Raw genomic sequence first — 14,346 nt, 5'->3', positions numbered from 1 at the left:
GAGTATCCGCTGAGGCCGCGGGGCGGTCAACGACACGACACCTCTGCTGGAGAGATTGGGTACCCCTGATTTGTTAGTGGCGAATCAAGCAGAATGACCCGCCTGCTAGAAAAGAGCGATGACATCCGGCCAGCGGCATCTTTCGGCGATGACAACCGCGGATTAGGCTTCAATCTCCCCTGACAGTGCGGCGGAACGTGGATCGGAGATTTGTCAAGATTTGTCAACACTCAGAGTGGAACGCGGCCTCTGACCTGCGGAAACACTGTGCCCGAGGTGGGACTCGAACCGGACTCCAGCCCCTGCAAACACTAGTAAGTCAGCAAAACATACGGAGTACCAAGCGGTACGGGGTCCGTTCGACACAGTCAGAGCCGAAGGGCGTTGACGCTGTCAACAGGTAGTTTCTCCCCAGCTCTAACGTCTTCTCCTAACAGCCGAGAATCCGGCTCAGCGCGTCACCAGAGGCGGGCACGGTCCCACAGCTTTTATTTGGCGCAAGAGGTAGTCGTATCCGGGGAGAGCCCCAGCTTCAACCGAATCTTCTGCGCAATCGCAGCGCGCTCAGGCGGAGTTATCCAGCCGTTCCAGGCAGCAATGAGATTACCTTCCGTTGTTTGGTTGGCAACATTTTGTGCCCCGCTGACGTCCTAGTACATTCCGTCCGCTAATGCGGCAATGTCGGACTTAACAGCCTCAGGCCACATCACTTTTTCCACAGTGAGATTCTCGATAGCGGAGCGGCACGCATCCCGCAATGCACCCGCTTCCGCCTTGGCAGCTTGCAGATCAAGAGGTTTGGTTTGTATAACGGTCGTCGTTTTATCCGCTTGCGCATTACTGGCACAAACAGCAGACAAGTAGGCCTTGGCCGCCTCATCTTTGCTCATGACAGTGGGTGTAGGCGTAGGCGTTGTTGTCGGACTTGCCTCCGGCGTCCCCGCCCCACTTGCCCCTCCCAATCCGCCAACTGTTTGAGGGCCATCGCTACAACCAGAAAGTGCAAGTGCCAACACCGCGACAACATAAAGCTCTTTCAAAACTCCCCCATATAAGCCAAACTAATGATGCCCTAAGGCCAGAATAACACCACCTAATGCGCCTGCTGGTGGACCCTTTACTCCTGCTGCAATGAAATAAGCCGTGGCTAAATCTTTCCTAAATTAAACGTAATCAAGGGAGCGCTATGACCACCGCGTCCGGCAGCGCCCCGTCTTTGCATTAGCTGTTGTTGGCGAAGGCCTGACCCGAAAGCTTCTCTACACGTTCGCGACCAGACGCACTACGACGACCAAAAGGCGCTACCGCTCTGGGCTTCGCCCCTCCCCGCCACCGCCCCGGATGCCTTGCGCGGACTTTCCCTGGAGATTGCCGCGCAGCTCAACGCTGCGTCGTGCCTAGACATAATTACAGTTCGCCTCGCCGAAGATTAGAGGTGGAAAGGGTGATCCGCCATGTTCCCCTGCTCGGACTTGGGCGGCTCCCCCGCTTTCAGCGATCCCGGCCAAATACACGTTGGCTGCCGCTGGTTTGTTCATTAGAAAACGGGACAGGACAAATGACTGTCCGAGGGCTACTGCTCAAGAGATTGACTAACGACTCATGCTCCCGCCTCTACACCGGCAACACCGTTTTGACGCCAGAGTCAGGAATTGCCAGCCGCCCGCGAAGGGGTATCAACCTTTGGACCTCCCGCTCCGAAACCAGGCTCAGGGAGACCGGGATGGGCAGTCCCCCTTTTCCCTTTAAGTCGGCGGGGTGCGGTCGGTAATAGCATTTGCTGTCCAAGGCAGTATTCTCGACTTGCTCACGTCAGATGAAAGGTCAGGATGACAAGCGGCGTTTACACACCTCCTCCGGGCGAGTATTCCCGGCCGGAGGGTAAGTACTGGTTGCGAGTTGAGAACTTTAACTACGACAACCATTATGTTCGTGGTGCCATCTATCATCAGCCGGCACTTGTTGAATTCACTACCGGGCAGAGCCTGGACGTCGAACTGGTTCCCGAGCCGGGCAACCCACATGACCCTTGGGCTGTCGCATTTCACGTAAGCGGCCAACGTATCGGATACCTAGCGTCGGATTTCGCCGACGAAATGCATGAGTTCGTCGCGGGGCACAACAGGCGAGGCCGGGCAGTGTATGCCTCGGGCGAGGTGCGCGTTCGACCCGAAGATAGCGTAAAGCTGGCAACTGTATTCCTGCCCTGGTGGCCCGAACGAGAGGCGTTTCAAGTCGACTCGGGCGTACCCGCCGAGTGCGACGCATTGCTGGCCCTCTTGACCGGTGAAGTCCGCGAACGCGCCATGGCAACCTCCCAGAACTTGTCCGATCAAGATGCGCGGCTTATCCGGTCCAAGAGGTCCTCTGCGCCGCATCTCGTTTGGTCCAAGCGCGGGGGAAACCAGATTCCCGTCGCTCTACGTCTCCGGCTCATCGATCTGGACATGGAACGGAAAGAGGAAGAGCGGCGGGTACGCGAAGCTGCACGCGAGGTCCTCCGTGAGGTTAAGCGCCAGGAACGGGCGGCGAAGCTGGAAGCCCGGGAGGCGCTTGACGAATCCATACGTCAATTGGCCCGCGAAGGAGTTAGTAGGGCTGCAATAGCCGCCAGACTAAACTGCTCAGAGACCAAGGTACGTTCCACACTCCAACGTGCAGGCCTCGCGGCCTCGAACGCGAATGTCGCAAGCCGGAACGAACGCCTTGATCGAGCAACTCAGGCGTTGGCCCTCCAAAAGGATGGATTCACGAGAAGAGAAATCGCCCAAGCATTCGACTGCAGCTTTGAAACCATCAAGGGTCTGCTGAAGGATGCGAAGTTCTTCCAGGACCCCAGTTCAGACTTAGGACGTCAGCGACGTGCGAACCAAGTGGCGGAAACTCATCAGCTCCCCAAGTTAGCTGATGCCGCTGCATATCTAGGTTGGACGATCAAGGCTGTGAAGGCTGCCCGCAGTGACGCCGCTGTGCTCAGTCACTTGTATCCAACTCCATAAGCGTAGGCCCGGCGCCCCGGGAAAAGGCCGTGCTTCAACTGCAGAACTGGACGTAACTATCAACCAACATACGGTGGCATACTCTCCACTATCGGTGTCGCGGCGAGGGCGAAGCGGCAAGTCTCCGGGCCGGTGACGGGAAGCTGGACGCGAGTATGTTCGGGATGCTGCCTAGTCTGTGCCCGCCAGCAATGCGGGTGTCAGTACTGCCCGTAAGTCATGGAACGAGGAACGGCCGGTGAACTGCCGGCCGTTCCTGCAACGCGTGCTGGCACTTGATAGCCCGGCTCGATGTGGTGACGGAGCCTCCGCGCCTTGTCCTTATCCTTTCGGCGCCACCTGCACATTTCCCCGCTCCCAATCGCTGCACAAACTCAATTGACGATCTCTTATAGTTCTTCAATGACCACAGATAGTCTTTCAATGACAACTCATGGATTTGCGGAGCAAAAAGCGCTTTGGAGGGGCCAAGCCGGTTCGATTCCAAGCCTCCTTGGCGGAAAAGCTGCACGGGTCCCGCTCGTTTTCGACTTACTAAAACAGGTCGACGAGGGACACGCCCATGACTTGGACGCAAAACCTAAGCTCTCATTCAGGGTGGAAGACCTACAGGCGCGCCAAGGAGGCGCGTCACCCAAACCGGATATCGCGACATGGCGGCAGTACTACACCTTCTTACGAGGTCTAAGACTCGTGGAGAACACCGTAGCCGGCCTTCACCTCGCCCCCGCAGGCGTGGAGCTCCGCTCCGATCCAACGACCCAACGCCTAGCGATTATCTTTGCTGATCGCATCCGGCTGTTCGCTGAGGTACTAGCAGTAATCGCCCAAGAACCGCTTACCGTCGACGAAGTAGACGAGCGGATCCGGGACCTTTATAGAACCTCGTGGGAAAGCAACGGTGGCACTCGCAGCCGCATGGATTGGCAAGGGGTGCTTGGCCTTATCGAACCAGTAGGCGAACGGCGGTGGCACGTAACTACTTCGGGACGCGAGTTACTCCAGGACCGCCTAATCGTGACACCGGCAATTTTTGACGCAGCCTCTGAGCAAGTTGTCGATATCGCAGAGCCCCCAGCAGAGATCGCGGCCCTGCTTGGAGAATTCTCCACATCCGCACGCACACATGATTCCCGCAGCACCTACAACATATGGGTTCCGAGCCCCCCGTCGAGTCCCAACAAGGTCGAGAATCTTAGAACCATCATCAACGCCGCACTACACAGGATCGGGCGGGAAGAGTTGTTCTCCTTTATCTGCCGAACCTACAGCCTCAAAAGAAGCAGCGTGGATTCAATGCTGCCGTTCCTGCGGGCATCAGGAATTCTGGTGGAGGTCGGTCGGGGAGTCTTTGAGGCGACTCCTGCGGCAAGAGCTTGGATTGAGTCAGGAGACGACCTCAACTTCATACGGATCCTGCACGCGAACATGCGGTTCGTCGGTGAGATGATTCGCGTAGTTGAGAACGATGTCGCCCGGAATGAGATGTATGCCGAGGCGTCCTTGTTCGGCCTCAACGTAGACAAGTGCCGATGGATTGCCAGTTTTCTGCTGAATACCGGGCTGCTCGAAGAGCCGCGGTACGGGAGCCTCAGAGCAACGCCACGAGGCCTCGCATTCCTGACCGAGCTACCTCTCGCAGAAATTCCGACCGCTCAGGTCAAAGTCAGCAGGGAGGCCGAGCACGATAACGAATTGAACGAAGTTCGGTCAGTTGCTCTGAGCGAAAACCTGAACAAACTTTCACGAGAACCAGTTAGTGCGGGACTGGCGTCGGGTAAGGCATTCGAGAATGCAGTACGTGACGTCTTTCTGGCAATGGGATTCGAAGCTCGAGTGATTAGCGGGTCTAGTGACACGGATGTCCTCGTTCAATGGGCGAATGCTGAAGGTTCACAGATAACGGCGATTATCGAAGCAAAATCGCGATCAGTGGGGTACGTGGCACACACTGACATCAGTGATGTAGCAATTGAAACTCACAAAAACCGACATCACGCTGGTTTTGTCGCAATCGTCGGTCCTGCGTTCAGCGGTGACACCATTAAGAACATGGCCTCACAGAAGGAGTGGGTACTCCTTGAGGCTGAGCGACTGGGGAAGCTAGCCGAAACCTCAATTGCCTTTGGACTTCGACCATACGAAATCGGGCAACTGTTCCTCGCACCAAACGGTCTCTACGAGCTTGATGACCTGCTAGCGGCACGTCAGAGAGAATTGGACATCGTGTCGTTCGTGCTAACCAAACTCGCTGAAGAGGAGCGCGAGTCCGGAGAGGCGCTTTCTGCACGAGATATGTCTCGGGATGGCCGCAGGACTGAATTAGCACCTAGTGCTGAAGAAATCATCGTTGCGATCGAAACAATGTCCCAGTTGCAAATTGACGCCCTGCGACTGATCGAAACAGCCGACGATCCGAGATTCGCTACCTACGCTCTGGGTAACGCACCAGCCGCGACCCGTCGACTCCGCGCACTTGCTGATGCCATCGAACGTGGAGGCAATGATGCCAGTGTCTGAGCTTGCAGCAAGGTGGCTGAGGTGAATACGGCCGAGGGGAGTGGGGAGATCTTCAACTCACCCACCGAGATGCATTCTAGGAATCGTGGCGAGCTGCGTTGGGCGAAATTTCGCGTCTCTGCTGTGAAGGCAGATGCCACTTATGGCAGGGATCTTAACGGCGCCCCTCCCGGGTTGCTCGCTCCTCCCCGCTGTTTCCTGTCTTACTGAGGATTAGGGGCCCGGCTTCAAGCGATAGGAAGTGCAAGCGCTGTTGCCTTGTGCTTGGCACGGAGGGCTTTGAGCGTCGGGTAGTAGGGATGGTGGCTGTTGCCCTGTAGGTTGAGCGGCAAATTCAGCTGCTCAATCGCCCTTGTTTCGAGCAGCCAGGGCGCATCCGCCTGGACCCACGTCACGCGGGCGTGCCGGCTCATCCACTCGCTGATCCGATGTTCCCCATAGGGCGTGAAGGTCAGCCGATTACCGCTGCCGACTCTGCGAAGCGCGATGTTGTCTAACTTGTCTGCAAGATGGCAGCCCAAGGTCAGCCGCAGTGTGGAACCGTAGGCATTGCCGCGGTAGTGGCACCGGATCCGATTCCAAAGCGTCTGGGTGTTCGGAGACGCGCCATTGCGCGGCGGCTCTTTGGGCGCGATCCCGACGTAGAGCATCACTCCTTCAGGGATGACGTGGCAGTCGCGGACGTCTACACCCGGTGGCACTTCATCAAAGTACCACGCGTACACGCCGGATACCTTGGGTACAGGTGAGGATCGCTGGAGCACTTCTTCGCGGGTGAAGAGGCTTGATGGCCCCAGTAACTGTGCCAGCTCTGTGGTGTATTCGTCAGATGGGTCCCGTCCCGCACTCGTCAGCGGCGCTAACCCGGCGCCCGTCTCGTCCGGGAACTCTTGTCCAGTCGTGACAGGTCAACGATGACGGCGAGGATGGCGAGAACCGTTCATCAACACGCTGTGACCCGCCAAGTATTCCTTCGTCAGATCCTGCATCAGCTATCACGACTTCGCCGAGCGCGCAGTTGGCGGCTCGTCGGGGCATTCACCAGGCCCGTGCTTACACTCGTTTGCTATGGTTGTGGCCACGCGAACCTGGTCACTTACTTCAACGAAGGGCGCCGGGACGAGGAGAAGTCGGTCGCAGGAATCCCGCCTATATCCGGGAGCTTGCAAAGCTCCAACAGTAAAAGGACAAAGAGCTTTAGACGTGAGCACGTGGCCAGCACGACGAGGGTGACTCGTTTGGCAACGTGATTGCTTAAGGTCCGCTACTTCGAGTCGGGAACCTCCACGTCCTTCTCCTTGAACACATTCCGACCCGACACATGCCGCCAGATAACGTGGTCCAGCCTTCTGGCTTCGGTAGGGTACAGCTCAGCGACCTGCCTGATCAGGCCTGCAGCCTCAAAAGAGGTCAGTTCACGCTCCCCCAGCTCCGCATGTTCCTTGATAAACCTGGTCACCATACGATCAGGCTTCACTGACTGGAAACCGGCCAGGATGAGCAGGTAGTTGTAGGTTACTCCGGACCGCTGACTGGGCAGGTGTATCCAGGCGTTCTTCAGCGCCTTAAGTTCCTTGTCTTGTGCGTATGCCCGGTGCAGGTGCTCCCGCCTGGTGTAGCCCAGTTCCTTGAGAGTCTCAGCTGCCTGGCGGACGACCTCGGCCTTTAGCGGAGCGTTCTTTTTAGTGTGTGCGGGCTTGCGGTTATTGACTACCTTGTCTGCCCAGGTAGCCGCATTGTCCCCGACGTCCGCAAAGGTAGCTAGGAGCTCCGCTGTCCCATCATAATCTGCATTGCCGCCCTCGGCTCGCCGATAGGCTCGGTACTCGTTCACGACGTTAATAACGCTGTTGTAGTGAGATCCTGTGGAGAAGATCGAGTCGATGATGCAGAGCGCCAGGCTGTGGGGGTAGCCATCGGCTGCGATCCACTGGGTCTCATCACCGAAGATTCCACGGCATACCTCGGTCAGCTTTTCCGCTTCGGCGGTGAAGTCAGTCGTCACCCTCGGACTCTAGCAAGTCTGAGGTGAGACCCGCGGGATGCAGTCGACTGTGCCAGCAAAAGCTTGCCTATGGGCTTGGGATTCAGCAGCAAGTCCAAACCACCCCAGATGTGGAAAATGTCAAGCTTTGTCAACAGTAGAAAGGCAAAATGCCTGTGACCTGCGGAAACACTGTGCCCGAGGTGGGACTCGAACCGGCTTCCAGGCCCCGGAAACACAGGGAACTCCCGAAAACATAGCGAGTACGAGCCAGTCCGGCCGATGTACGACCCGATCCGAAGCCAAATCTGTTGACACTGTCAACACCCCCTATCTGACAGAATTTGAATAACGCAGAGCGACTGCCGCCCCCCGTTTGAGGAGGAGCGGCAGTCGCTCTATCTTCGGCTGCAACGGCATCAGGCCAACTCGTCCTGGATGCATCCGTTCGTGACAGATGTGTCGGCTCGAATCTGGTCACGGCGGTCCCCCTTCATCCATCCCATGAGCCGAAATGCAGGAACTCCCATGAGCTTGCGACATTCACGTCACGTCACCGCGGAGCCGTGGCGAATGGGTTGGAGCTGAAACGGAGGGGTGCTATGCCGCAGGCTGCCGTCGGGGGTTCGGAGGGCGTGGTTGCCGGATTATCAGCGGCCGGCGGAACTCCGCACCCATGCCAGGGCCCGGTCCCGGCGAATGTCGTCACCACGTACGGTTTCAAGCCGCACGGCAATCGTGTCCACGTCGACCAACCCATGCTCAAGGAGGGCGTTCACGAAGACGCGATCCTTGGCCCGGCCGGCGATGAGCTTGGCCGCACACAGATCGTGCGGTTCAAGGCAGAGTCCGGTCCGGCCCCTGGTATTGGCGTTATTGACCCTCACAAGCCTGTCCGTCCAGCCCTCGGGCAGCACCGCCGTGTCCATGCCGACGCCCTGGACATAAAACCCGTGCGTTTCATGGAAGAACGACATCTCACCGATCGCCGCGTCCAGCTCAGTCGCCAACGACTGGGCATCATCGTCCTCCATCGGAGCGACGTCGACTTCCTCGGACATCGTCGCCTCGAGCGGCAACTCGTCCTCCGTGAACGATCCCAGAATCGCCTGGCTGCCGATAATCACGACGGTGTCATGCCGGATGATTTCCGTCGCAGCCCGGATGGCGTGCTCCAACTGGCTACGATCCATGCCGTGTCGCCTTGTGAATGGCCAAAAGCCTCTCCTCATCCGTCAGCACTCCGGCGAATGGCGTCAGCTGGCGCAGGTCAATGGACCGCTCGTCCCGGCGGAGCATGACCTCAATAAGGTTCTCGACCGGGCCAGCGAGCAACGCCGACCATTCGCTCACCCATCCCTCGGCAAAGGAGCCCCGGGACCTTGTCTCCAGACGGCCGAGATTCACCCCAGCCTTAGCCAGAACAGTCTGAGGATCGACACGCAACTTCTCGGCAACGGCCCGGTGGAGCTCATAGGACACCCGTTCCTCCCGCCGTTCAAACGCCGGCCGGCTGGCTCGGGCCTTCTCCAACAGGCGCTGACTCACCGAAGGACTGACTGCCGTGGCCTTGGCGATCCCCCGAACCGTCATGCCCTCGACCCACAACGAAAAGACAGCTTCCGCGCGGCTATCCGAAGCCGCGACCATTTCCCGACGCGCCTTATTGCCCGCCTCGCCAGCAACTTTCACCTTCTGGATGAGCTCATCCGTCAACACGGTGGACATGCTTGTATCCTACCCGGGTACAGGTGTCTTCAAAAGCCAGCGATGATCATGCTGCGGCCTTCGGCCGTCTTCTCCCTTGAGGCTGGCCCGGCAGCCCCCTCCTGTCTCTGGAACTCCTCACAGACGCCGGGAACTTCGCGTCCTGGGTCCGGAGCGCGGGACGCCGGTCGGCCGGGTCCCGACCGGCAAGGTTCGTCGTCGTCAAGTTACCTGTTCCGGCCATTCGTGCTTCTCGGAAATGCAGCGGACTTCCCCGCTTCTGCCGCTCAAGACAATCAGCAATCCTGCCAAATCCCGACTTAGAATTCGTTGTCCGCAGGCCTAACCACTTCAGCGTCCTTCCACGCCTCGCTGGCCTTCGCACTCGTAAGGCCGCTGTCCGCGTGGAACTCGTCTTTCGTCAGTCCACGCTTGCGGGCCCTGGTGGCGGCACCAGCCCGATGAAGCCTTTTCTGATCCGACATTGGATTGGAATAAAACCGGCCGTCACGGAGCAGTACTTTAAGGCGGTCAACGCTGACTCCAAGCCTTTCCGCGATGTCCCGCCTATTGAGCCCCAGTGCTCGTAATTCCACCGCGCGATTGCACCGCTCGAGTCGGTCCCGGCGGGCCGCAGCATTGAAGGCGTTTTCGAGACGAGGAATACCTGCAGTGTCGTTAGAAGCGGTGACCACGTCCTTCAGGACGGGAGACCATATCCACGAAGTCGTTCCAGTTATCGTTGCATGGAGCCAAGGTGCGAATATGAGGTGGAGTTTTTCAAAGTCGCGGTCGGTGAGCTCAATGAGCGTCAGGCCGTGACGTGCGGCCATCTGCCGTTTTTGAAGCATTTTCGCCGCGTAGGCGGGATCGTTCGGAAGTCCCCACAACTCCACGAAGGTGCCGTCGGCTAGCCTCCAATCAGCCCTTCGACGACCGGAAAGATTAAAATCGGCATCCGCTGGGTACGCGGGCTCGCGATCGTGGCTGATCCCATACTGATGGAGGAAATCGCAGACAGCCTTTTCACCGAGCGACAGACACCGGTGACCGTCACGCGCGCGAATAAGCGTGCCCCTACTCAGGCGCAAACCTGACTTTGGGAGACCCGCTTCCTCGAGAAGGTACGTCCATGGGAATCTTCGGCGCCTGATCGCGAACCTCAGCAGCAGAAGCTTGTCGACGACGCGTGGTGAGACGGGGACTTTCGGGTCAATGTGCAGCGTGGACAACTGGCCTTCCAGCATGGGCTCATCGTCAAACTCAAGTTTCCCCAGCATTCTGAGCGAACCGGCCGCGCGTTCCCGATTCTCGAACACGCCCTCACCAGCCAGATCAAGGCATTGATGGCAGTATGTGAGTGGCTCCAGACAGACCGATGAGATAAATGTCGCCCCGCGCCGACGACACAGCCGGCAACTGTCTGAGGTGTTCATCAGCCTATGCGCACCGAACAACCGCTGCCGCTGCTCTACATGCGCTTCGTGAAGACGGAGCGAAGCCTCTGACTCGGTCAATATTCCCATCATGATTCGAAATGCTTCGGATCTGATGGCCTCTTTGGGCAACACCTCCTTTAGCCCCGCGACCCGCACTGATTTGTTCAGCTCTCGGATTACTGGTTTCACAGCGGTTTCCCGGTCCAGCTGCATTTGTTTTCGAAGGCCGTAGTCCCTTAGCTCGTCGAATTTGAACTCGTCGTCCAACTTCCATGGTCTTCTGGGTAGACCTACTTCCGAAATTTCGAGGCCGGAACGTGCTGCGAAGCACAAGGCCGGTCCGACGAGGCGACTGTCTTCGACCCACAACTTTCGTGTCCGCGGGTTGTACTGCGCGATCACGCCACGTGCGAGGAAACTGAACACTTCAGCATGGGGCGCAATCTGTATATTGGGGACCTCCGTGATTGGCCACTCGTCAGCAAGGGGGATCGCGGGCTTGGCAATCGGTTTGGCAACGGGCACATTCGCCCCGGCAAGACGCTGCGTGATGACTGCCCTGTCGCGTTCATCCACAAGGAACAAATATCCCCGATCGACATGCCCCAACAGCCGCCTCGACCCACCGTCTGTCACCGCAAGGCTGCGCCCCATGTCGCCAAACCGTGTGGTCAACTCCAAGCCTTCAACCGACTCCTGCGGTTGTGCGAATGATTGCAAAGCCGACAGAGCGTTGTCGGTCTCTACCGAGGGTTGTGTGTGGTGCCGCTGCCGGGCACCCTCGCGACCGAGAAATTCGTCGATAGCCCTGGCCAATTCGGCCGGTTTCGGCAGATCAATATTGAGGCCGTTCGTGCCGTACGCCATGCCTTTGCAGATGATCTCCCCGCCAGCGACTTCGGCGAGATCTGGTAAGCGACCCATCCCAACATTCCGCAATTGGCCGTCATACAAGTACCCCAAATGCCTGCTGTCGGGGTCTGCGCCGAACCGAGCGGGCATCGCAACCGAAATCGCATTCGGGTTGTATTCATTATCCGCTCGATGGATCAGCGCAACCTCGACCGTGACGCAAGCATCCTCACGAGCATGTCGACCGACGGACTGCCTAATGAATTGTTCGATCTTCCTGTCGGCATCATCACCCCACCTGCTGAACCCCCAGGATTCGCCGACGGCAGGCAGCACTACTCTTCCCGACACCCATTGGATCGCATACGACGATCCTTCCATTTGAGCTCCCTAAAGGTCCTCTGATCATGTCGTCGTGACCCACTAATCCGGCCTGCTGAACATCCAGTACACCGCCAGAGAAGGGAGGCCGTCACGAGTACGGCGTACTTGTTTTGCACCCCAGCCGCAGCGCCCGCCTTCGCCCAGTACCGGGCAGCCCGGGTGTCGGTGATGGTGACGGTCGAAAACTAGCCATCATGACGTCGGCGGAAGTCAATCTGCCCGCCATTACGGTCCCCGATGGCCGGACACTACCCAGACCGATAATCGGCGAAATCACATTTCCGGCGTGAGCGCGGCATGCACCAGCTGATCAGCGAATGCTGCACTAAGCCTGTACCCGTCGGCCTTTTTGGCAAGAAACTTTAAGGCGACCTCGCGCATGAGATTCATGGAACCGGCGATCCGCCACTGGGGCTGTCGGATCAGCTCTTCAACCAATTCAGGAATCCGTTCAGAGAGTTCATGCTCATACTCGAATATCCTCCTCTTCGCGAGTGCATTAGCTTCAGTCAAGGTATGCCGAAAGCCCCAGGTGCCAACAAGGTCTTCATCGATGGCCGAAGCAATTGCCTCAGCGACCGCTCGCCGTTTCATCACGGAAGCCGCCCTGAAATCCTGGGAAGCTGCCAACGCAGCCTCAAGCTCGGCGAGTTGAGCCTGGTAAAGAGCCTGCTCGGTTGCCGATTCTTCTTCGACTTCCCGCGAGGCAGCTGCCCTTGCCGCCGCCAGCTTCTCCCAGAACGCTTCGTGCCAGTCGGTGGCCGCGGTCCATTCAATGACGAGGCCCTGTGCCGGCCATCGTAGCGTCAACGTTTCGACCTCATCCTCGTGGGAGCTGGCCTCATCGATGACCCCCTCGACCACAGCCGGCAATTCAACGAGTCCATCCTCATTTGCCACAAAGAGACGCAACAGCTCGCCATCGAACCTATTCACGTCGAGAGAAACAAAAGGAGCACGGGAACCCAAAGCGATTGCGAGTGCTGAGTCGAGCGCAACTGCGGCGGAGCTGAGCTGCACGTCAGCCTTGTTGACGAATTCCGCATCCTCAACGTAGAGAAGCCCGCGATCCATCGCCCTCGTGGGGATCTCTGCGGCGAGTGCCGCCAACTCATCAGAAGTGAACGACGTCATGGTCAGGACTATAAGGGTTAGGACCGACGGATCAGATGGATTTCCTGATGTCATTTCTGGGAATCGTCTCAAGGATGTTGGCGCTTAGCGTGTGATGGAGCTGCCCGGCTGCGGCTAGGTGGCGGGGCCAACACTTAGGCATCGTAAGTCAACCCGGCGACGCGAGCAGGCAGCGGCTGGCACCTCTCCCGCATCAACGCCCTCGCTGTGGACACCATCCTGAGCTGGCGGGAATACCCGATGAAGCGTGATGCGGATGCAGCCCGGTGGAAGCAGTACCTGGCCGAGGTTGTCGAAGGCGCTGGCTTGAGCCACCGCCATGGGCAAGCCAGCCATCCGGGCAAAGCTTCGCGCCAGGCAGGAGGAACTCGCCGCCTGGCGCGAAGAGAACGACCGGAAGAACTCTAGCTACCTGAGGTCGCCGACCGTCCGTTAGCTGATGTACTCGCCGTTCACGACTTTTCCGTCGCCCTTCATTTGGCGCGTCGGACCGTCGAACGGCGTCCCCGCCACGGAAGACCACGCGCTGGGCGAGTACTCCGTATCGATTTCCCAACTCCCGTTCTCATCGTCCGACTGGATGATGATCTGTAGAACCCCGCTGTCCAGGATCTTGTACGCGCTTGCCCCGCTTCTGTCTTGTCGAGGATCTGCGTCCTTCAATCGCACCAAGTAGGACATGAAGTCCCCCTTTCATTCATGGCCGTTTGCCGTTTGCATGCGGTCCGATCCAACCGTAATCAAACACAGGCAATCAGCTACGCCCATTTCACCTTTGGAGGAACATGTCCAAATCGACCGCGACGGAACAGACGATCACGGAACAGCAGGACCCGCGGAAGCATGAGGGCCAGCAGCAGGAGCAGCAGCGAGCCGCATGGGATGGCAAGGTCCAATCCCTCCCGGAAGGTGCCCAGAGACTCATCCGGGACCTCCGCACGGCTGACTGCGACGAACGCGTGGCCGCCAAGAACCTCCGCGCCGCCCAGAAAGCCGTAAACCCGGATGCGAAGGGCGACGAGAAGCCCCCCCCGCCGCTTACCCACTCACCAAGGCACTCAAGGACCGGGAAACCGTAGCCCTCGAGGCCGAGACCGAACTGGTCGTCGACAACGCATCCAGCAGGCACGGCGCCGACGTTGACGCCCTCCTAGTCTCCCGAGGGCTACCGGGCGAAGCTCAAAGATATCGACCCATTCGACTCGAAGGCCGTCGAAATGGCCTTCGAGGATGCGATAACGACAACCCCAAGCGCAAAGCGGTCCAGGCGGCCGGTCAAAGCGGCGGCTCGCCGGCGGGACCGCCCAGCAACCAACGCGAAGCCGGG

The 14,346-nt window shown here is 58.6% G+C and carries 11 protein-coding genes; 3 read left to right on the top strand and 8 right to left on the bottom strand.

Annotated elements, in window-relative coordinates; translation table 11 throughout:
• Positions 1-650: 650 nt before the first annotated feature.
• Positions 651-890, bottom strand: a complete 240-nt coding sequence (locus OIT41_RS08735) for a hypothetical protein (protein WP_264637813.1) — start codon at positions 888-890, stop codon at positions 651-653.
• A 939-nt stretch (positions 891-1,829) separates the two neighbouring features.
• On the opposite strand from OIT41_RS08735, the gene OIT41_RS08730 reads away from it, so the two are divergent.
• Both OIT41_RS08730 and OIT41_RS08725 read left to right on the top strand, forming a co-directional pair.
• Positions 1,830-2,999, top strand: coding sequence for a hypothetical protein (locus tag OIT41_RS08730; RefSeq protein WP_264637812.1), 1,170 nt, complete (start codon positions 1,830-1,832; stop codon positions 2,997-2,999).
• Between the two features lie 402 nt (positions 3,000-3,401).
• Positions 3,402-5,519: a restriction endonuclease gene (locus tag OIT41_RS08725; protein ID WP_264637811.1), complete on the top strand. Its 2,118-nt coding sequence runs from the start codon at positions 3,402-3,404 to the stop codon at positions 5,517-5,519.
• A 227-nt stretch (positions 5,520-5,746) separates the two neighbouring features.
• Here the strand turns inward: OIT41_RS08725 and OIT41_RS08720 are convergent, their stop codons facing one another.
• From OIT41_RS08720 to OIT41_RS08690, 7 genes are all read right to left on the bottom strand, one after another.
• Positions 5,747-6,244: a GIY-YIG nuclease family protein gene (locus OIT41_RS08720; RefSeq protein WP_264637810.1), complete on the bottom strand. Its 498-nt coding sequence runs from the start codon at positions 6,242-6,244 to the stop codon at positions 5,747-5,749.
• 539 nt (positions 6,245-6,783) lie between these two features.
• The gene (locus OIT41_RS08715) at positions 6,784-7,524 is read right to left on the bottom strand and encodes a hypothetical protein (protein WP_264637809.1); all 741 of its coding nucleotides are present in this window, start codon (positions 7,522-7,524) and stop codon (positions 6,784-6,786) included.
• 629 nt (positions 7,525-8,153) lie between these two features.
• A complete protein-coding gene (locus OIT41_RS08710; protein ID WP_264637808.1) occupies positions 8,154-8,696 on the bottom strand; it encodes a DUF6036 family nucleotidyltransferase in 543 nt (180 codons plus the stop codon).
• Positions 8,686-9,231, bottom strand: a complete 546-nt coding sequence (locus OIT41_RS08705; protein WP_264637807.1) for a hypothetical protein — start codon at positions 9,229-9,231, stop codon at positions 8,686-8,688. The genes OIT41_RS08710 and OIT41_RS08705 overlap by 11 nt, the downstream gene beginning before the upstream one ends.
• 299 nt (positions 9,232-9,530) lie before the next feature.
• Positions 9,531-11,882, bottom strand: a complete 2,352-nt coding sequence (locus OIT41_RS08700; RefSeq protein WP_264637806.1) for a hypothetical protein — start codon at positions 11,880-11,882, stop codon at positions 9,531-9,533.
• 276 nt (positions 11,883-12,158) lie between these two features.
• Complete coding sequence (locus tag OIT41_RS08695) at positions 12,159-13,019, bottom strand: hypothetical protein (RefSeq protein ID WP_264637805.1); 861 nt, start codon at positions 13,017-13,019, stop codon at positions 12,159-12,161.
• Between the two features lie 432 nt (positions 13,020-13,451).
• Positions 13,452-13,700 (bottom strand): hypothetical protein, encoded by a 249-nt coding sequence (locus OIT41_RS08690; protein ID WP_264637804.1) that lies wholly within the window; start codon positions 13,698-13,700, stop codon positions 13,452-13,454.
• Between the two features lie 104 nt (positions 13,701-13,804).
• Between OIT41_RS08690 and OIT41_RS08685 the strand changes: the two genes are divergently transcribed.
• On the top strand, positions 13,805-14,098 hold the full coding sequence (locus OIT41_RS08685; protein ID WP_264637803.1) for a hypothetical protein: 294 nt from the start codon (positions 13,805-13,807) through the stop codon (positions 14,096-14,098).
• The last annotated feature ends 248 nt before the right edge of the window (positions 14,099-14,346 follow it).

The organism is Arthrobacter sp. YA7-1 (assembly GCF_025960325.1).
Classification (GTDB): domain Bacteria; phylum Actinomycetota; class Actinomycetes; order Actinomycetales; family Micrococcaceae; genus Arthrobacter; species Arthrobacter bambusae_A.
This window is presented reverse-complemented; position numbering and strand designations above follow the sequence as displayed.